The organism is Micromonospora sp. SL4-19, from assembly GCF_047921475.1.
Classification (GTDB): Bacteria; Actinomycetota; Actinomycetes; order Mycobacteriales; family Micromonosporaceae; genus Micromonospora.
Genome location: NZ_JBLROB010000018.1, coordinates 75341 through 95416 on the forward strand (window position 1 = coordinate 75341; position 20076 = coordinate 95416).

At 69.4% G+C, this 20076-nt stretch carries 12 protein-coding genes and 1 pseudogene; 2 read left to right on the forward strand and 11 right to left on the reverse strand.

From position 1 onward, the window contains the following. Positions 1 to 31: 31 nt before the first annotated feature. From ACNAVT_RS20955 to ACNAVT_RS20995, 9 genes are all read right to left on the reverse strand, one after another. Entirely contained in the window at positions 32 to 2305 is a 2274-nt protein-coding gene (locus ACNAVT_RS20955; RefSeq protein ID WP_416298703.1) for a S8 family serine peptidase, read from the reverse strand. Beyond that, positions 2302 to 4185: a copper resistance protein CopC gene (locus tag ACNAVT_RS20960; RefSeq protein WP_416298704.1), complete on the reverse strand. Its 1884-nt coding sequence runs from the start codon at positions 4183 to 4185 to the stop codon at positions 2302 to 2304. Before ACNAVT_RS20960 ends, ACNAVT_RS20955 begins: the two co-directional genes overlap by 4 nt. Further along, positions 4169 to 4714, reverse strand: a complete 546-nt coding sequence (locus ACNAVT_RS20965) for a hypothetical protein (protein WP_416298706.1) — start codon at positions 4712 to 4714, stop codon at positions 4169 to 4171. The genes ACNAVT_RS20960 and ACNAVT_RS20965 overlap by 17 nt, the downstream gene beginning before the upstream one ends. 14 nt (positions 4715 to 4728) lie before the next feature. After that, positions 4729 to 5709 (reverse strand): multicopper oxidase domain-containing protein, encoded by a 981-nt coding sequence (locus ACNAVT_RS20970; RefSeq protein ID WP_416298708.1) that lies wholly within the window; start codon positions 5707 to 5709, stop codon positions 4729 to 4731. Between the two features lie 29 nt (positions 5710 to 5738). Then, positions 5739 to 7748, reverse strand: coding sequence for a multicopper oxidase domain-containing protein (locus tag ACNAVT_RS20975; RefSeq protein ID WP_416298710.1), 2010 nt, complete (start codon positions 7746 to 7748; stop codon positions 5739 to 5741). Positions 7749 to 7785: 37 nt separating this feature from the next. Continuing rightward, on the reverse strand, positions 7786 to 9078 hold the full coding sequence (locus ACNAVT_RS20980) for a multicopper oxidase domain-containing protein (protein WP_416298712.1): 1293 nt from the start codon (positions 9076 to 9078) through the stop codon (positions 7786 to 7788). A 38-nt stretch (positions 9079 to 9116) separates the two neighbouring features. Next, positions 9117 to 14228: a hypothetical protein gene (locus tag ACNAVT_RS20985; RefSeq protein ID WP_416298714.1), complete on the reverse strand. Its 5112-nt coding sequence runs from the start codon at positions 14226 to 14228 to the stop codon at positions 9117 to 9119. Positions 14229 to 14628: 400 nt separating this feature from the next. Beyond that, entirely contained in the window at positions 14629 to 15720 is a 1092-nt protein-coding gene (locus tag ACNAVT_RS20990; protein WP_416298715.1) for a sensor histidine kinase, read from the reverse strand. Then, positions 15692 to 16342 carry a response regulator transcription factor gene (locus ACNAVT_RS20995; protein ID WP_416298716.1) on the reverse strand — a complete coding sequence of 217 codons (651 nt, stop codon included), beginning with the start codon at positions 16340 to 16342 and terminating at the stop codon, positions 15692 to 15694. Before ACNAVT_RS20995 ends, ACNAVT_RS20990 begins: the two co-directional genes overlap by 29 nt. A gap of 671 nt (positions 16343 to 17013) precedes the next feature. Between ACNAVT_RS20995 and ACNAVT_RS21000 the strand changes: the two genes are divergently transcribed. After that, entirely contained in the window at positions 17014 to 17274 is a 261-nt protein-coding gene (locus ACNAVT_RS21000) for a hypothetical protein (protein ID WP_416298718.1), read from the forward strand. A 305-nt stretch (positions 17275 to 17579) separates the two neighbouring features. Here ACNAVT_RS21000 and ACNAVT_RS21005 read toward each other — a convergent pair. After that, positions 17580 to 17780, reverse strand: a pseudogene (locus ACNAVT_RS21005) (cell division protein DivIVA); the annotation flags it as partial. Between the two features lie 545 nt (positions 17781 to 18325). Between ACNAVT_RS21005 and ACNAVT_RS21010 the strand changes: the two are divergent. Then, complete coding sequence (locus ACNAVT_RS21010) at positions 18326 to 18862, forward strand: SRPBCC family protein (RefSeq protein WP_416298720.1); 537 nt, start codon at positions 18326 to 18328, stop codon at positions 18860 to 18862. A gap of 109 nt (positions 18863 to 18971) precedes the next feature. On the opposite strand, the gene ACNAVT_RS21015 is transcribed toward ACNAVT_RS21010, so the two are convergent. Continuing rightward, positions 18972 to 19958 carry a helix-turn-helix domain-containing protein gene (locus ACNAVT_RS21015; protein ID WP_416298721.1) on the reverse strand — a complete coding sequence of 329 codons (987 nt, stop codon included), beginning with the start codon at positions 19956 to 19958 and terminating at the stop codon, positions 18972 to 18974. Between the last annotated feature and the right edge of the window lie 118 nt (positions 19959 to 20076).

Sequence of the window (20076 nt, forward strand, 5' to 3'; positions counted from 1 at the left end):
CCTGTCGCTGGCTCCCATGCCATCGCTGCGGTTAGCGGATCACCAGCGTCGCCGTGATCTGGTGGACCGCCGAGCCGCTGGTACCGGTGATGAGCATCGTGAATGTGCCGCGTGGGGTCCGGCCGGTGGTGCTCACCTGCAGGGTGGAGGTGCCGGAGGCGCCGACGGGGTTCGGCGTGAAGCTGGCTGTCGAGTCAGCCGGCAGGCCGGCTGTCGACAATGCCACCGCGCCCGTTAAACCACCGACCGGCGAAATCGACACCGTGTAGGTGGTGCTCCGGCCTCGCAGCACCGTCGCCGACGACGGCGAGATGGTCAGCGAGAAGTCCGGTGCCGGGGTGACCATCAGGTTGATCCCGGTCGAGTGGCTGGTCGCGCCGGTCGTACCCGTCAACGTCAAGGCGTATGTCCCTGGCGGCGCCGACTTCGAGGTGGCGATGGTCAGGGTGGCGCTGCCGGATCCGACGACGGCCGACGGCGAGAGCGATGCGGTGCCGACGGTACCCGGCAGGCCGCCCACGCTCATCGCAACCGTGCCGGTGAAGCCGTTCAGGGCGGTGACGCCGATCGTATAGCCGACGCTGGAGCCGGCTACGACGCTGGTGGCGGTCGGCGTCACGGCGAGGCCGAAATCAGGCGGAGCGGTCACCCTCAGCAGCACCGCAGCCGTCCGTCGCAGCCTCCCGCTCGTCGCGGTGAGGGTCAGTGGGTAGGTACCGGCCGCGATCGTGTGCGTCGTGGTGACGGTCACCTGGGCGGATCCCGTGCCGCCGGCGACGACGGCAGGGGTGATCGTCCAGGTGGCCTGTGTGCCGGACAGGCCACCGAGCGCGAGCGCGACGTCGCCGGTGAAGCCGTTCACGCCCGCGGTGGAGACGGTGTACGTGACACCGCCGCCCGAAACGGTCGTCGCTTCGGAAGGCGACGCCGCCACGCTGAAGTCGGGTGCCACGGACAGCCATCGGTAAGCGGCGAGGGCGTCCACCCGGCCGTAACCGTAGGCGTTGTCCGGCCCAGGTTCCCCCGCATCGATCGCAGTGCTCTCCAGGGCGCTCTGCTGCCGGTCGGCGCTCAGACTGGGGAACGCGCCGAGCAGCAGGGCGAGCACACCGGCGACCTGTGGCGCGGCCAGCGACGTGCCGGATGCGTCGCGGTAGCCGCCGTACAGGTCGGTGGTCCGCACGTTGACGCCGGGCGCACTGAGCCGTGGCGCGATCGCCTGGTCGCAGGCCGACGGGCCGCGGCTGCTCGAGGGATCGATGACGCCACGGTCATCGACGGCGCCCACCGCGAGGGCCTCAGGGTTGTTGGCCGGGCTGAGCACGGTGGAGGGATCCGGCCCGTAGTTGCCGGCCGAGAACAGGGGCAGGATGCCGGCCGCCCGCAGGTTGCGCAGATCGGGCTGGAAGTCGAGGTTGCACCCGCCGGTGCTGCCGCTCCAGGAGTTGTTGACCACGTCGGGTGCGTCCGGCGTGGCCGGGTTGCCGTCTGGGTCGAGCAGCCATTGGAAGCCCAGATGGATCCGGGACGTGGTGGTGCTGCCGCGGTCGTTGAAGACCTTGACGGCGATCCACTTCGCGCCCGGCGCGACGCCGATCGACGTGCCTCCCGCCGCACCTCCGACGATCACGCCCATCGTCGCTGTTCCGTGCCCGTTGACATCGGTCGGCACCGTCGGGTGCTCGCCGTTCGGGTCGTACCAGCTGTTGCTGCCGCCGCGCCAGGTTGCGGCGAGTTCCGGATGGCTGGCGTCCACTCCGGTGTCCATCGTGGCCACGGTGGTCCCCTGGCCGGTGAAGCCGAGGTTCCACAGCGCCGGAGCGTTGACGGCCTCGATGTTCGGCTCCGCGGGCGCGGCGGCGGTCGACGAGCCGAGCGCCGGCGGTGGGGCCTGGATCGTGCGGTCGGGACCGATCTCGCGCACCTCCGGCCGTGCCGCGAGCTCGGCGATCACCGACGGCTGGGCGACGACGGCGACCGCGTTGACCACCCACAGGGGCACGGCGTCGGCCACCAGGCCCTGTGCCCGACGCCTGGCGAGGAGGCCGAGCAGGCCGGTCTGATCGGCGGCCGCCCGGGCACGCAGGGCACGCACGAGCGCGGCCGGGCGCTGCCGGCGGGACGGCGCCACGATGACGCTCGGGTCGACTTGGGACCTGAGCGTCACGATGGCCTTCACCATTCCGGCGCGTTGCGTGGAGGCCATTGGACTGGCTTCGGCGGGCGACTGCGCGACCGGAGGGCTGATCGCCGCGGGGGCCACCAGCGCCGTGACGAGAGCTGCCGCCATGACGGTGCGCTTCATCGGACGTTCTCCCGGATCTTCTGCTTGATCTCGCTGGTCGGCGCCGCGACCGGCCGACGGCGCCTCGCCGCCGTCAGGCGCCACCCGGCGAGCACCGCCAGTACGCCGAGCACGACGGCCGCCACCGCGTTTGCGATCGGGGCGAGACGGTCGCGGGGCCGTTGCGGCGTGTCCGCTGGTGGGGGCACCGACCATGTGAGGGGCACCGCCAGGCGCGCTCCGCCGCGATGGATCACCGCGGTGGCCTGTACGGGGCCGGGTCCCGGCAGGTCGGCGGTGCCGAAGTACCGGCCCGGCTCGATCTCGCGCAGCGGCACGGCGGTTGATCCGCCGGCGAGCTCGACGTCGACGCCCTCGATTTCGGCCGGTGGCGGACGGCGCGAGCTCGCGGCGAGGAGCGTGAGGCCGTTGGTGCCAGGGCGGTTGGGTGTGACCGTGAGTGAGACCACGACGTCGTCGACGGATTCGGTGACGGCGGTCGACACATCGGCGCCGGGCGTCGTGGATTGCCGGGACGGGGGTGTTTCGACCAGCGCTCCCGCCAGGAGCAGGAGCACGACACCCGCCGCGGCCTCGGCCGCGAGGAGCCGACGTGACGGCGGCGCGGCGGACCGGGCCGCCGACCGTCCGTGCAGTCGGTCGGCGTTGACCAGGCCGAGGCCGCCCGCCAGCGACAGCAGCACGCCCTTGGCGATCAGCAGCCGGCCGTACGACGTATCGATCAGCGCGCTCACCGACTCGACCTCGCGTCCCGCGCTGTAGAGCCCGGTCGCCACCACGAACGCCACGCCGACGGCGGCCAGGACCGTGAAGCGGTACCCGACGGCCCTCAAGAGGTCGCCCCACCGGGCAGCCGGTCCACCGGAGCGGGCGAGCACCACCGCCAGCGTGACAACGCCTCCGAGCCACAGGCACGCGGTGAGGGCGTGCACGGCGACCGCGGCGACGGCCACCGTCCGCGCCGGCCCGAGCGCTGCCGCGTGCCCGCCGAGCGCCTCGACTGTCACGGCGACCGATACGAGCAGCCCGGCAGCCGCCCACGGTGCCGGACCGCGCACCCGGGCCGCGGATCGCAGGGCGACGGCGAGGGCGGCGAGGGCGAGCAGGACCGCCTCACGGGCCAGCCAGAGGTTGCCCCAGCGGGTGTCGGACAGCAGGGTGAGGGCCGCCGAGTGTCCGAGCGGACCGGACCGGTACGTCTGGACGGCGAGGTCAGCCCCGCCGACGACCGCCGCCAGCCCACCCGCGGCGGCCGCGAGTGTGAGCGCCCGCCGGCGTGCCTGCTCGACGGCGACGCGGACGGGCTCGGCCGCCGCGGTGCCGACCGGTCGAAGCACCACTGCGGCGACCGCCAGTCCCCCGATCAGCCCGGCGAGCAGGCACAGGCCGAGCCACCGGCGGACGACATCGTGCGCAGGTGTGTCGTCGCCCGATTCGAAGGCCTGCAGCGCCGGCCCGCCGGGCGGCCGGTTCCCGACTGTGAAGACGACAACGCCGCCCGTCGTGTGCCCGTCGTCCTCGGCGAGGACGCGCCAGGCGATGCCGTACGTCCCCGGTGCGAGCCTCGGCAGCTCGAGCACGAGTTGGCGAGGGTCGCGGCGGTCGGTCGCGATACGGGCTCCCTGTACCGTCCGCCCGGTGCTGTCGAGCAGCGACGCATTACTGAACTCGGGTGAGATGTCCTCGCTGAAGCGCAGCAGCGCGACTCGGGGCACCCGGGTGAGGGTCGTGCCGTTGGCGGGTTGCGACTCGATCAGAACCGCGTGGGCCGCCGCGGGCTGCGCCGGCAGGAGGGCGACGAGGAGCGCACCGGCTACACCGAGCAGCCGCAACCAGATTCTGGCAGCCGGCCGGCGGGCCGGGTCACCGGACCGCGACATGTTCCACCTGCGCGTTGCCCAGCAGCACACTGACCCTGCCGCCTCGATGGACCCAGTTTCCGGGGTTTTCGAACACCAGGTAGTACGTGACGCCGGTCTTGTACGCGCCGCTGTGGGAATGGTTCATCAGCAGCTCGTGGACCACCAGGCCGGTCTGCTCGTCCACCAGGGCCGGCGGCGTTTCCTGGTCGTGCAGGGTGTTGGCAAGTTCCGGGTCGACGACCGTGAAACGCAGGTCGACCAGGCCACCGCCGCCGGTCACCGCCACCCGGGTGATGTGAACCCCGCTGCGCTGGCCGAGACTGTCGGCGTCCACGACCGGCCGTGCCCAGGCCGCCGGGACGGGGCTGTCAGCGGGCTTGGCGCTGTCGGTCGATGCGCGCCAGGCCGCCAGGGCGGACCCGGTCAGCGCGATCGCCAGGACGACGCCGGCGAGCGCCCCGGCGAGGCGCGCATGACGCCCGCCCCAACGCCACCGGCCCCGTCGCGGGGTAACCGGCGTGCCCCCCGGGTCGGGTGAATCGTTCATGGCGGTACCTCACCTCAGTGGTGGATGAAGGTCAGCATGCCGCCGCCCGTCGCCGGGGTCGGGCCGTTGCCGGTCTGCACACCGTTGGTGACGTGCTGCTGGCGGTTGTACAGCGGGAATCCGTGCGGGCTCGGTCCGGAGCCGGCCGGCACCGTGGCGATGGCGTCCTCCGTCGCGCCGGCCGGGATCGTCTCGGCGTTCGCGTCGAGGGGGGCGTTCAGCGGCCGGGCGTCGCGGGCGACCACCCGCTCGTGCATGCCGAGCAGCAGCATCGTGGTGTTGTCGTAGCTGGCGTTCAGGTAGCGCAGCAGCACGCGTTGCCCGGCTGCCGCGGTGATGCCCGGTGCCGTGTCCGGGTAGGCCTTGCCGTTGATGAGCCAGTACGTCGCCCGGTAGCTGTGCATGTCGAAGGTCTCGGGTGCGGCGTTGAAGGCGGGGTCGATCGCGCTCAGGACGAGCAGGGCCTCCACGTCGTACGCGGTCGTGGCGGAGTTGTACGCCTGCTTGGGTGTCGCCGGTCGGACGATGAGCGCGCCGGAGAGCCCCATCGCCGCCTGGCGTCCGGCATCACCGCCGCTGCCGTACAGGTAGGTGCCGGGCGCGTTGGCCGTGAAAGTACGGGTGACGGTCGCGCCGACGGCGGCGTCGGTCGGTCCCGCATTGAAGGCGATGCCCGGGATCTCGAACGAGAGCGGGTGGCCGGCGGGGAGTTGGTTGGTGACCGTGAGGGTGACGGTGTCTCCGACGTTGACGGTCAGGACCGGCCCCGGCAGGCTCGGCGTTGCGCCGGCACAGTTCCCGGGTGTTGCAGTGGTGGCGAAGCCCCAGATCGGGACGGTCACTGCGCCGGCCAGCGTGGCGGTGCCGGCCGTCGCGCACAGGTTGATGGACACCGGTGCGGCCGAGACGCTCGAGCTGGGGAACCCGAGCCCGACAGCGATCATGGCCAGGACGAGCAGTGCCCTGTTCGTCGTCTTCAACGCGAGTGCACGCATCGCCGATCTCTCCTTTGCCTCGCGGCCGGTCATGGCGCGTCGTACGTGAGCGCCATGAGGTTGCCCCACGTCGAGAAGGGGGTGGGGTTGGGGCCGGTGTATCGCTGGGTGTGGACGAGCACGCGAACCTGGCCGGCGTTTGATCCGGTGCCGATGTAGGCGCCGGCGGGCCCGGGCAGCGTCCACGTCGAGGTGACGTCGCTGGAGCCGACGGTCTGCGGCTGCGCCGGCGGGGCCGGAAGCGTGACCCACCCGGCCGAGGTCGTGGACGAGCAGCCGGCGGCGCCCGCGATCGTCCAGTTGCAGATCTTGACCGTCTGCTGCGGCGGGTTCGATCCGATGGCCGCGCACGTGGTGGCGGTCGTGCTGGCGCAGTTCTCGCCCTTGTAGATCACCTTCATGTTCTGGGCGCCGGTGGGAAGTCCGGTGAACGCGGTGTACCAGTCCGTGGCCAGCGCGGTGACGGTTGCGCCGCTCGCGTGGGTGGCTGCCGCCGTGCCGATTTGCCCCCGTCCTACCGTCCACGTTGTGGTGCCCTGTCCGCCCGTGACAAGCAGAACCTCGTTGTCGATCCGGACGTAGTAGTTGCCCGAGGCGGGGAAGCCGGCGGCCGAGGCGACGGTGATGCTCGTCTGCGTGGCCGTCGTCGCCGTCGGTCGGGTCGTCGTCTTCGGGTTCACCATGTAGTACCGGGTGTCGTCCACGCCGAGGTCGGCCACGGTGCCGCCCTTGAGCACGCCGCCGACGATGGTGCCCGATGTCGGGTAGCCCGTGCATCCGCCGGGTGGGTCGACCCGCAGCAGGGTGGCCATGCCACCGAAGCCCTGGTCGAAGTTGGCGAATTCGTTGAGGGCGTGGCTGTGCCACGGGAAGTACCACTCGCCGCAGATGTTCTGCGACACCACACCCGTGGGCAGGGTGCCCTGGTAACCCAGGTACGGGCTGCCGCCGTACCAGGTGTTGCCGTCCTTGAAGGTGACGTTGCGGTAGTTGGGCGGGGCCACCGGCAACGGGTTGGTGTTGGGATCCCACTTGTCCTGGTCGTCCCAGCGCAGGAGGAAGTCCTCGGTCTGCCCGGAGCCAACGGTCTCGCCGAAGTGTTCGGTGGATGCCGAGCCACCGCCGGGCGCGCGTAGGGGCCGGCCGTCCTGGGCGATCAGGGTGGTGTGGTTGCCGTGCGGGTGGAAGGGATGGTTCAGGGCCCCCGCGTTGATCATCCTGACCAGAGCGGGCGGGGCGCCGGGCGAGGTCGGACGGATCCGCACCAGGGCCCCGTACGGCTGGTTGGGCAGCAGCCCGGAACCGTTGTCCTGGATGGTGTCCGGAAACTCCCGCCCGTTGACGGCGAAGTAGCGGTCTCGCCGGGCGTTTACGTCGTAGGCCGTGCCCGTCTCCACCGCATGGTGCAGATCGGGGTCGATCTCGCTGAGCAGCAGGAGGTACTCGCGCGCCGGGTCGAACGCGGTCGCGGCGTCGTAGGCGAAGCCGGCGCCGAGGCTCGGGCGCACGACCAGCGCGCCGTAGAGGCCCATCTCGATCTGCTTGGCGATGTCCGAGCCGCTCTCGTACAGGTAGGTGCCCGCACTCCCGGCGGTGAAGCGATAGCTGACGGTCCCGTTCGTCGCCGCCGCCTCGGTGGTCAACAGACCCGCGGTGCCGCCGGTGGCGGCCACCGCCGCGTCCTGGCCCGGGAACACGATGGACGCGGGCTCCGGCAGGTTGTTGGTGAGGTTGACGACGACGGTCTCTCCCTGGGTCACGCACAGCACCGGCCCGGGGCTCTGGAACTGACCGCTGTCGGGGGCGTCGGCGTTGGCGTAGCTCCACATGAAGACGCTGTTGCCATCGGGTGTCTCGATGTAGCCGGTCTTCGCCACCAGGTTGAAGGTGCGTGTGCCGCCCGAGACTGCGCCGGGTGTGCACACCATGCCGATCCTGGGCGCCCCGGCGGGCAGCGCATCGGCGTGTCCGGGAGCCAGCAGCGCCGAGCCGGCGGCGAGCGTGACGACGGCGGCCAGCCGTCGGGCTTTCTGCCTCATCATTGCCTTCCTTCCGCGACGCGGCGGCCGCGCTCGCTCAGACATAGGTCTGGCTCACGACGGTTTGAGCTGGAAGGGGACGTGCCGGCGAGTACACCCGGACTTCGGTCATCATTCCCCCGGGCCCTGAGGCGGTGGAGCCGAAGTTCGCGAGCTTGCGCCAGTCGCGGTTCTTGAAGTAATAGACGTTGTAGCTTCCCCAACTGTCCGAACCGGACGGCCGGGCCGGGTCGTAGGCCGGCGCGTCGAACAAGACGTCGCGCGCCTCCCCCGGTCCGATGTACAGCGTGTTCGCCCAGTAGGACGTGTCGACGGCGCCGTTGCGCAGCAGCGCCGCATCCTGCCCGATGACATGCATCGCAATCCCCGGCAGCTGCATGCTGTGCTGCTGGTAGCCGAGGTTGGCCAGCCGCAACAGGGCCCGGTCCCCCGGGTTGACCTGGATGAGGGCGGAGTTCGGCTGGCTGTGGTCCGGCGCGTTGTCGTAGTTCGGGTTCGGGGTGGCGATCCGCATGGTCGCCGGCAGGCTGGCGCTGTCGTTGGGCAGCACGGTCTGCGGATAGACCCGCCCGTTGAGCGTGAACCACTGCGGGTCGTAGTCCGTGGCGATGGTTTCCTGGATGTCGCGGTCACCGTCGTGGAAGTCCGTCCACAGCTCGTTGAGCAGGATCGCGAAGTGGCGGTGGTAGCCGGTCGACCCGTCCCCGTCGTTGTACGCGAACCGCGTGAACCCGCCGACCGAGGTGCCGTCCTGCGAGGGCCGGACGAAGACGATCCCCGTCATTCCCATCTGTACGTGCTCGACGTCTTCGAAGTGGCAGTGGTACATGTACGTGCCCTCGCGGTGCGGACGGTAGAAGTAGGTCAGCTGCTTGCCGATGGGCACCGCCACGGACAGCTCGGGCACGCCGTCGTTCAACGGCGACGGCAGGTCGAAGCCGTGCCAGTGGATCGTGTGCGAGTCCGTCAGATCGGGGCGCTGCACCAGACCCAGGTTCGTCAGGGTGATCTTGATGTCGTCGTTCTGCCGGAACTCCAGCGGCGGCGCGGTGTGCTTGGTGTGGCCCTTGTAGGTGGAGATCAGCTCCGCCACCGACAGGGCGGGGTCGACGGGGACGAAGCCGAAGATGTAGAGGGGGTTGCCCTCCCGGCCGGGGACGCTGAGGTAGCCGTCCGTGGCGACCAGGGACAGCGTGGTCGTCGCCGCCTCGGCGGGGCGGGCGCCGAGGGGGCTGTTCTCGGCCGTGCCGATCAGCCCGCCGGCGGCGGCGCCCGCCGCGCCCCAGCCGACCGCTCTGAGGAACTGTCTCCGCGTCGAGATTCGCGCCATGGCTTTCACTTCGGACTCCTCTGGCCGCTCTGGGTGCCCTAGGGGACGATTACCGGTATGCCGGCGAGTTCGTCGGCACCCAGATCCCACGGGGTGTTGTCCCGCTGCGACAGCCGCAGCTGCGGACGGGTCTGCCCATCGATGTCGCCGGGGGTTCCGGTCGGAGCGGCGATCGCGGCGGCGGAACAGGACGACATGGTCGCCGGGACCGGGGTGTTCGAGCAGCGCACGCCGCGGTCTATCGCCGGCGAGGTGCCCTGGAGGTGGTAGTTTCCGGTCAGGCCCACCGGCGGATCCTGCCCGGTGATCGTCACCGCCGCGGTTTGCGGGTCCAGCCGCGACCCGGACACGGTCAGCTCGTTGACGAACGGCGTCACGAACAGCGGGTCCTCGCCGATGCGGTTCGCCTGGCCTGCGGGCACCGGGCGCAGCACCCCGTCCGGGCCGAGGTTGGAACCGTTGGTCAGTGTCGAGTAACGCGGGGTGAACGTGTCTGCGTTGTTCGTGGTCCCGGAGACCTCAAAGTCGATGAATCCGCTGTCGAGGAGGGTGGCTCCGGGCCCGCGCTGGCTCAGGGTGAACGCGTTGTTGTTCCAGAAGATGTTGTTGAACAGCGCGGCCGGGCGCGAGAAGTCGGGCGAGCCGGCAGGCAGCATCGGCTGGAACAGGGGGTCGTTCGCCTCCGATGCCAGGCCGGCGGAGTGCGGGTTGCCGTCGGAGTTCTCGGACGATCCGGTGGAGACGTTGTTGGCCACGGTGTTGTTGACGATCCGCACGTTGGACGAGTCGTCGAGCATCATGGCCCCGCCGATGTCGGCCGCGCCGTTGTTGTCGATCATGTTGTTGCGGATGTTGATCGGCGCGGTGAGCGCGTCGAGGATGAAGATTCCGCCGCCGTCGTCGCCGGAGTAGTTGCTCTGGACCAGGTTCCGGTCGACATCCACCGCCCCGGTCCCGTCCCCCAGCGCTGCCGGCGAGCCCACCGGCAGCTCCGTCTCGATCGCGATGCCGGCGCCGGAATCGACCGAGTCGTTGTAGTAGATCTGGTTGTCGTGGATTCTGCCGCCGGGGCTGAGGCCGATGTGGGAGACGCCGGCTCCGTAGTTCACGCTGAAGTTCGAGCAGATGATGCTGTTCGCCAGCTCATACCCGTTGGAGCCGTAGAAGAGCCCCACGGCGCCGGCCTCGGTCAGGCCGCCGTTGCCGATCAGCCGGTCGTTGGCGATTCGCACGTTGTAGTTGTGGTTCACCCGCGTGCCGGTCCCGCGCGGCCCGGCGTCGTATGGCTGGCCGAGCGCGATGCCGCCGGCGACGATCCCGCCGTTGTTCTCCAGCACGTTGTTGGTCACCTGCATGTTGTTCGCGGACGCCTGCAGCTGGATGCCGCCCGCCCCCTGGCCCTGGCCGGTCGTCAGGCCCAGGCCGTCGATGCGGGCCCGGTTGAACACCGCGGTGAGGCCGGTGCCGATGTCGTACGACGTCGTGGTCTTGGCCAGCACCGTGATGTCCGCGCCGCGCAGCACCGGGTGGGCGCCGGACAGGCCGTTGCCCGTCACCCCGGCGTACGGCGAGTTGTTCCTGATCGTCGCGTCGTAGTCCGCCACGTTCTGCTGGAAGTAGCGGCCGTCGATGACGGTGCCGGCGACGTTGAACCTCGGGTCCTCCGGGTCGCGGGCCTGCAGTTCGTGCGCGCCGATGATTCCGCCGGGGCCCAGGCCCTGCAGCTTGAGCGGCTTCCACAGCAGAACGTTCTCGTTGTAGACCCCGGACGAGAGCACGAGCAGGCTGCCGGGAGCAGCGCTGTTGATCGCGTTCTGCAGGGCGTGCGCTCCGCCGTTTCCGGCAGCCGGCGGTGGCGGCGCGACGTTCACCACCGGCGGCGTGTACGCGACGGTGTTCGTGCTGGTGCCGTTGGTGCCCAGCACGTGCACGGTGATCCCGTTGACGCTGGACACGCCACCGTTCACGTTCGCCGTGGTGATGGTCAGCTGCTTCGGGCCGGGTCGGAAGGTCGTGTTCGGCCCCTGGTTCGCCGCGGCATCCGAGGCGAGCGCCGGCACGTTCAGCACGATGGTGTCGGGCGTGGAGCCGCTGCCCGGGGTCCAGCTGGCGATGCCGCCGTTGGCACGGGTCAGGGTCTGCACCTGGCCGCTGCGGTCGTCGGTCAGCGTCGCCCGTACGCCGGTCGCGTCGGTCGCCGTGCCGGTGGTGCCGATGAAGTCGGCCTGAACGGTGATCCGGCGGCTGCCGGTGGCCGGAACGACCGGGGTGGAGACCTGTAGCAGTTCGGGTCGGGCCGGGGCCGCGGGATCCTCGCACGCGGTGCCGGAGATCGGGTCCAGCGGGAGGTCGAGCTGCGTGGTCAGCCCCGGCCACGCCTCGGCCGGCGTCGTCGCGACGAGCAGGTTGGGGTTGAAGTTGGCGTTCGGGTGCTCCTTCGTGCCGGGATCGTCGACCTTGACCAGGTACATCCCGGGGCACGGGCCCTGCGGGATCGGACAGTTGAACGTCTCGGTGGACGGCACCAGCACCTCGAACGAGCCGTCCGCGCTGGTGGTGACGGTGGTCAACAGTCGCCAGGTGTTCGGGTCGTACGGCTGGTTGACGTTCGGGGTGGTGTCCACGCGGGCGTAGACGCCGACCGGAATGCCGGCGATCGGCCGCGGCTCGCCGTACCACGGCGACATCTTGTTGCGCTCGAAGTAGATGTCGTTGAAGACCTGCCCGACCAGGCGGCCCGGTGGCTGCACGTCACCGGTCCGGTGGTCGGCGGCATCCGTCCCGTTGGGGTCGGTCCGGAAGTTCGTCATAAGGAAGAAGTCGGCGTTGGCGTTCTGGCCGTTCTCGAGGACCACAACGCGCTTGTCGCACAGCGGCCGGGACGGGCTGGTCGCCTGGTTCCCCGTGTAGTAGATGCTCCGGGTGGTCAGGGTTGACTGGTCGACGACGTGACTGTCGCCGGCGCACGGCGGCGGCGGGATCTGCGGTGCGAACTGGTTGCCGAGGTCGACGTTGACGTCTTCCTCCCGGACGATGTGGTACAGGCACCCCTGCCCGCCTCCGGGGACCGCGCCCTTCGGATTGCTGATCCGCGCGGCGTCGCCGGCCGGGTTGCAGGCACGGCTGTCCGAGCCGTCCCTCGGCATGATCACATGAGTGATGTACGTGCCCGCCACGAGCGGGTGATCCGATGGATCCGACCCGTCCGTGCACAGGTCCCTGCTCATGTCCAGACCGTTCGGGCAGTAGTCGGCGAAGGCGTAGCCTCCGTCGAACGCCCCGTCCTTGGTCTGCTCGCCGGTCAGCGGCACCTCCAGGCAGTTCGGCCCGATCTTCGCGTTGAACTGCGAGGTGATGTCTGCGCCGCTGAAGTCCCGAATCGGGTTGCAGCTCTGGGTGAACCTGTTGCCGCCGGGCTGCTGCGGATCCTGGCCCGCGTTCGGCTGCTGCCAGTGGTCAGTGACGTACTGGTTGAGGACCACGTCGTCGTTGGTGTTCGGCTGGCGGTCAGGTCCGGGACCTTCCAGCAGCACGGTGACGCCCGGAATGCCCGGCTCGTAGTCCTCGGCGGCCTGGAACCGCGCGTCGAACTCGTTGCGGGTGGTGGAGTTGAAGGTGATGCCGACGATCTGGCCGGGCGTACCGGCGGGATAGTTGCGCTTACCGAAGTCGACCGTCGCGCGATGGCCTTCGACCAGGAGCTGGTTGTGCAGCAGGCCGCCGCCCTGGTCCGTCGGCACGCACGGGTTGGCCGGTACCGCCGGTGGCGCAACGGCGCAGGACGGAACGACCGCCCCGGTGTGTTCGTCGTGCACGGACGGGCCTGGGTAGGCGCTGAAGCGGGCGAAGCCCTGCTCGTTGACGATCCACCGGCCGAGTGCACCGCCCTCCGCCGTCGGGTACTCGTAGTGCCCGCGGGCGTCGGTGAACGTGGCCTCCTTGATGGATCCGTCCCGCCACCGCTGGTCCACGTCGGTGTTACCGATCGGTGCGTCGACGCCCTCGTCGTACCGGCCGTTGTTGTTCAGGTCCTTGTAGACGTGGCCGTCCAGCCAGCCGAACCAGCGGGACACCCCCAGTCCGACCTCGCCGTCGTCGCCGGTGTCGTTGACGTCGACGGTCCGTCCTGCGGCCACGGTGACCGGCTTGAAGCGCATGATGTAGGTGAGCTGCTCGTCCCAGACCGCCAGGTTGTACGTCCCGGCCGGGACGTTGCGGATGTCGAAGTTGCCCGCGGCGTCGCCCCGTCCGGCGTACACCATCCGGTCCGTGGTGCTGTCCGAGAGCGCGACGAACGGGTTCTCGACCGGCTCGTTGTAGGTGCCCGTCGTGTAGGGCGCCCACTCCACCCAGTTGCGCGCCCTGCCCGTGATCTCGCCCGTACCGGTCGCCGCGAACGGGGTGGGGGAACACACGAAGCCGAACCAGTACGCGGTGCGGTTGTTCGGCGCTTCCCACAGCTGTTCGCCCGGAGCGCCGGTGCCGTCGCTGCCCTCCTCGACGGGGGCCAGCAACTGCAGTCCACCGTCGATGGTCGTGGTCTGGTACCACCGGCTGTCAGGGTCACTGTTGCAGGGCCGGTCCGGCGGGTGCACGTCGATGAAGTACGTCGCCGGCCCCAGGTCATCGAGCTGGGTGAACCCGGTGCCGTCGGTCAGACAGTTCCCGCCACACAGGGGCTTGTTGTTGTAGTCGACCGTGACCGCGTTGCCGGTCTGCTCCTCGAGCCCGACCTTGAAGCCCTCCAGGCCGGCCTCCTCGGTGTCCGGAGCGCCATTGGCCCACGCGTTGTCCTCGAACACGAAGACCCGGATCTTACCCAGCGGCAGGGGGTGGTCCTCGCTCTGCTCGGTCAGGTCGATCCGCGCGAGCAGCGTTCCGTCAGCTGCAGTGTCGTCGGGCAGCGTGATGTGCTTGCCCCACATCTTGTGATCCAGGGAGCGGACCGAGATCAGGTAACGTCCCGAGGGCAGCTTGACCGTGGGGCGGCTCTGGTCGCCTTCGGCCACGATCGGACTGTTGCTCTCGGTGTTCAAGGCGAGCGGATCGCTGGGCAGCTTCGTGTTGTCCGCGTTGATGATGTACGTGAAGTTCGTCAGCTGCCCTGCGGCCGGGTTGTCCCGAGCGGTCGCGAAGTCGCGCGCGTCCACCGTGACGACGCAGCCGCCGGCCGGGCACGCCGTAGCCGCCGCCGCCGAAGACACCGCCGTGAGCCCCATGACCGGTGGAGAAAGAGCGGCGGCCATGAGGACGACCGCCGATGGTGCGATCACCCGGCGAATTCGCCCGGGTCGCCTCCGTACCCACGCCTTCCACGCTGTAGGCAATGCGCTTCTCATCGTCCGGCTCGACCAGCCTGGTCGCATCGGTTCCACCTCCCGGCGCGATGCCCGGCACGTATCCCCAGGTCAGAGGAGTGCCGCGCACCACCCCGATGATGGAGTCGCACGGTGCGGACGGAACGTTTATGACAGGTTCGTCATCCACCTGTCATGCCTAGAGGTATGCCGGCCGAGATCTCCCGCCGTGCCCTGCGCCGGCTGCGGGGACTCAACCGTCTGCCGCAGACCTCGGCTGCTGAGGCGCGGGCGCCACATCCGCAGGCGCCTGCTGCGTGGGGAAGCGCGGGAAGACGAGCGAGACCGTCGTGCCCACACCGGGCTCGCTGCTGAGCTCAAGCGAGCCACCCCACGAGCCGACAACGGCTCGCACGATCGCCAAGCCGAGACCGGTGCCGGAGGAGGTGCCTGGGGAAGCCGGCGGCACGCCCGCGTTGCTCAGAGCCTCGACCAGCTCAGGTGGCATTCCTGTGCCCGAGTCGGCGACCACGATGGTCCAGATGTCCCGCGCGCCAGTCCCCCCGACCTCGATCCGGTCACCGGGTCTGGTGAACTTGACCGCATTTTCCAGAAGGCAGTCGAGCGCCACCTCCAGCCGGTCCTGGTTGATCGACGCCATGCCCACCGTGGAACGCACGCTCCACTGCCGATCTGCGGCGGGCCGCCATCGCCGCACGACACCAGCCAGCACCAGGTCGACGTCTCGCATTTCCCGGACGTACGGCCCGTCCATCTGAATGAGAGTCACCAGCCGCTGGGTGATGCCGGCCAACCGATCCAGCTCCTCCAGCACGATCCGGATATCCTCATGGATCTCGGGGTCGTCGGTCGCGGCCCGCACCAGCTCGGTGTATCCGCGAGCGATCGTGATCGGGGTTCGCAGCTCATGCGACGCGAGTCTGACGAACCGGTCCTGGGAATCGGCACGCCAACGCTCGACATCAGCAAGTCGGGCGACCTCGGCCATCATCTGCTGGCGCCGCCGCACATGCCACACCATGACGCCGAACACCGCAGCCATCAGCGGAACCTCCGTGATTTCCTCCCACCCGATGGCGGCCATCGAGGCATGGTGGACGAGGATGTATCCCGTTGTGAGCGTGACGGCGGCGAGCACGGCGGCCATGACCACCGGACGCCAGGTGCCCAGTCCATACACGATCGAGAGCCCGATCCACACGAGATGGAAAGGAATAGTTTCCTTTCCGGGCAGGACGTACATCAGATAGCTGTTGACAACAGCTGTGAGTGCCCAGCCGGTGAGAAGCAGGCGGTCATTCCGCGACGAATCGATACCCGACACTGCGTACTGTCTCCACCCGCTCAGGGGTGTCCAGCTTGGTTCTGAGCCGGCGAATGTACACGTCGACGACGTTGCTGCCCGGGTCGAACAGGAGTCCCCAGACGTCGGCCAAAAGCTCGGCCCGACTGCACGCCTGCCCGGCCCGCTCCATCAGGTGCTGAAGCAACAGGAACTCCCGCAACGACAGCTCGACCTGCCGGCCGGCCACCCAGGCGCGGCGCAGCCGAAGATCCAGGCAGATCGGCCCCACGAACACCGAACGCCTCGCCGGACCCGGGGCGGGGGCGCGCATCCTCGCCCGCACCCGCGCCACCAGCTCAGCCACCGCGAACGGCTTCACAAGGAAGTCGGCCGCACCCGCCTCCAGGCAGGCGACCCTGGTGCCGATCTCCGGCACCGCGGACAGTACGAAGACACGTTGGTCGGGGCGGGAGCCAACGAGCCGGTCAAGAACCTCGACACCGCTGGTGCCGGGTAACAACAGGTCCAGCAGGACAAGATCAAACTCAGTGGCGAGAGCCATGTGCAGACCGTCCTGCCCGGTCTCAGCCCGCTCAACGACGTGCCCGTCGTCACGCAGCGCGCGCGACACAAGCCGGGCGATTCGGTCGTCGTCCTCCACCACAAGTACCCGCCCCACCGGACACCTCCGTACGGCGACCGCAACATATCCACCCAGCCCCCGATAGCCAAGACTTCTGTCGTAAGTCAAGCGTCCAGCGCGCCAGCAGCGACAAGTCGACCAGTGAGCGACCCCGGGGCGACAGACCGATCATCATGACCCGGCCGGCCGCCGAGCGGGTCGCACGCACCACCGGCGGCACCGACGAGGCGCTGTCGCCCTACGCGTCGTCCCGCTGCGGCACCGCATCCTGCCCAGTGACGCCGGCTCGCGCTCGGCCGTCGCCCGCCGGACGCACGCCAAGTACGCCGACGGAGGCCGGGCCACCCTTGCCTGGGAGCTGAACGAAGCCGTTGCGGAGGCCGTCTCGGGCCGCGCCGAGAACATCGACGAGCGGGCCCGCCCTCGTCGCCTGGCCGAGGTACGCCTACGCCGGACGCTCTGCCCGCCCGGATCGCGACGCCTGGGGCCGAGAGCTGGTGGCCACCACGGCCCGCTATTGATCCAACGGTCGCTCGCCCTGCCGACGAGGGGCGCGGCCGTCGCGTTGTGCTTGGCCTCAAACTCGGCATAACCAAGGTGCCTACCGTAGCGAGCCCTTAGCTTATAGCTGCTGCCCAGGCTTCCCAGGGTCGACACCTCCCAGCCGAGGGCAGCAGAACGGGGGAACCATGCGGAAACTTGCAGTCGTCTTGGCGGCGGGCGGCATTGCCGTAATCGGCTTCGCAGCACCAGCCCAGGCCGATCCCGGCCTCAACTACGGGAACTGCGTCAGCGCGGGTCTGGTAAACCCTTCTGAGGGCTTGATCGGACCGGCCAAGGTCAACCCACAGGGCAAGTTCACAGGCGCCATGAACTCGTTTATCGCGAGCGGCGGCAAGAGCAACTTCGGCGGCAACGCCGCCCTCTGCCCTAAGACTGATAAGCGCTGATCACACTACCCGACGAAACCCCGCTCTCGCGGCCCGCGCATCGCCCGCGCCGACCCCGCGGGCGGGGTCTTCGTGCGTTTAAGGCAGGTCAGCGTCTGCAAGCTGCTCCCCACTATTCGTTGGCGGCGTAATCGGCTTTCTGAGGCCGCCAACAGCGGTCGACCGACTCGGCGCAGTCCTGTGCATACCGCGTCGTCCGATCGCGCCGAGCCAAGCAGCAATCCGAGTCTGTCGACCTTTTCGTCTCGAAACCTGTCAAGGTCAAGAAACAAGATCTTTCACTTCTCGGGCGAACTCCGGTCGACCTCGGGCTTCGAGACCTCCGTCAACCCGGCCGCTTCCGCACGCGCCCTGTCCACGATGAGGCGAGCCTCCGACCGGGCTTCCGACAGCATGCGCTCGACCTCGCGCTTGGCCTTGGCCCGATGGTCGTCAGCTTGCTCCTCAGCCAAGCGAAGGATCTGCTCGACTCGGGTACCCAGCCCGGCCAGAACCGGCCGCTCACTCGGTGGCCGAACATTCGCCTCCCCGCTGAGAGTCGTCGGCTGCGAGCCGGCAAATGACAGCCCGACGCCCGCTAGGCCAACGATGACACCAGGCCACATGGCGGCTGTGCCGAGGTAGGCACCACCTATGGCACCGATGCCGAGCCCGACCAACAGGAGCGACAGGGACCTGCCAGAACTGCCCATCCGTCCTCCCCGGCATCACAAGGTCAACATCTGATTCGAGTCCAACCTCGCAGACCACGTCAAGCCCGGGCTCCCTTTCCCACCGACGAGGGCAGCGGGGGCGGACCAGTGATGACGGGACACCGGAGACGGCCAGCTCCCGGTCGGGGTGCTGCGAACGAGACCGTCCATAGTCGATTTCATCCCCACAAGGGTCTGTGGCACTGCCTCACCGGCCAGGACAAGACGGGGGCCGGCCGCCGATGAGAGGGCGGATGATCACCTGAGTGACGGACGCTGACGGAGGCCGTCGTAGCAGCTTCTGTTCATCGCATCAGCGGGCCGCACTCACGGTGCGACCAGGGCTTATGGTGACTGGCGTGGCCCACATCGAGCTGACTACGACCGTGCAGGCAGCGCCGGAGACTGTCTTCGATGCCTGCCTTGACGTCGATGTGCACAGCGAGTCCATGGGGACCAGCGCCGAGCGCGCGGTCGGCGGCGTCACGACCGGCCGTTTGAAGGCTGGCGATGCCGTCACCTGGGAGGCCAGGCACTTCGGACTCCCCTGGCGCATGACCGTGATGATCACGGATTACCGGCGACCGCACGGCTTCATCGACCAACAGGTCCGTGGCCCGTTCAGCCGATGGCACCACGAGCACCGGTTCATGCGTGACCCGGTCAACCCCTCGGCGACGGTCATGCGTGATCTCATCGACTTCACCGCCCCGTGGGGGCCCGTCGGCGCCCTCGTGGCCAGGCTCATCCTGCGGCCATACCTGCGACGACTCATCGCACGCCGCAACGCCTACCTCGCCAGCTTCCTGGCAGATCCCCAGCCCTCAGACCCTCGCGGGCCGCGCACGAGGACGACTGGTGAGGGCGGGGCCCACACGGGGCGCAGGACAGCGTGAAGCGCCGGCAACAACCCACCGACAGTGAGTCCAGGACCAGGGCGCCGAGCTGGTTGCTGCAGGTCGCGTGAGTGGGCCGGTGTGGCTGCCGTCTGGCCCCACGGTCCCGTCATGCCCAGTTGTGGTGGGCGGCGTACCAGCCCAGCTCCATCCGGGTCTTGACGCCGGCGAGGTCCATCAGGTGGCGCAGACGACGCTGCAGGGTCCGCAGGGAGACGTCGAGCTGGTTCGCGACGACGTGGTCTGTGAGCCCGGCCAGCAGCAGTGCCAGGATCTTCCTGTCGAGTTCCGTCGGGCCATTCGCGTCCACTGCGGTGGCGTCGCCGTCGGTCAGCCCGACCAGTGCCGAGACGTCGAGCGGATGGGCGTGGCGCCACACGATTTCGAACAGCGCGTCCATGGCGGACAGCAGGCCACTGCGATGCAGTAGCACGGCACCGGGCTCGCCGCCCGATTCGACGGTCAGCGGCACCAGACCCAGTTCGGCATCGGCCAGAACGAGCTTGATGGGTAGCGACTCGACCACCCGTACCTGGACGCCTTTGCGCAGCGACGCGGCGGTCTCGGCGATCATGCCGGGTTCGGCGAGCGCTGCTCGTTCCAAAACGACCCGATACTCCACCCCGCGGTCCATCATCACTGTTTCGAGGGTGTTGGTGCCTGGGGGCACGGCGACGAACGGTGCGGTGACGAAGTTTCGCACCTGGGTCCGGGCGGCGTGCTGCACCTGCGCGAACCGGTGTCGGATCCCGTCGACTCCGGTGACCACCTCGATCAGTTCGCTGATGCTCCGGCCTGCCATCGCCACGCGGTGTTCCTCGGCGAGGGTGACGAGCGCCAACTCGGCGGTGTGCAGGCCGTCGCGCCGTTCGCTGATCAACGCGCCGAGTGCTACCGCGGGCGGCGCGGCCGAGAATTCGCCGTCGGGCGTGCGCTTCACCAGCCCGTCTGCCATCAACTGCGACAATGCCGCTCGGATCGCCGCTTCGGGCAGTTGCGTGGTGTCCGCGAGGTCGGCCGCGCTGGCCGCTGTGCGCCCGACCAACCGGCGGTAGACAGACTCCTCATCGGTGTTCAGTCCCAACGCACCCAGCATCGGCGGACGCCTCCCCTCGATCCGTCGCTGTATGAGTATGCGCCTCCGTGATAGATGTTGCAAAGCCTCGGGTGGTGGGTGATGGGATGGGGCGGGCCCCGAGACGTTGCCGTCTCGG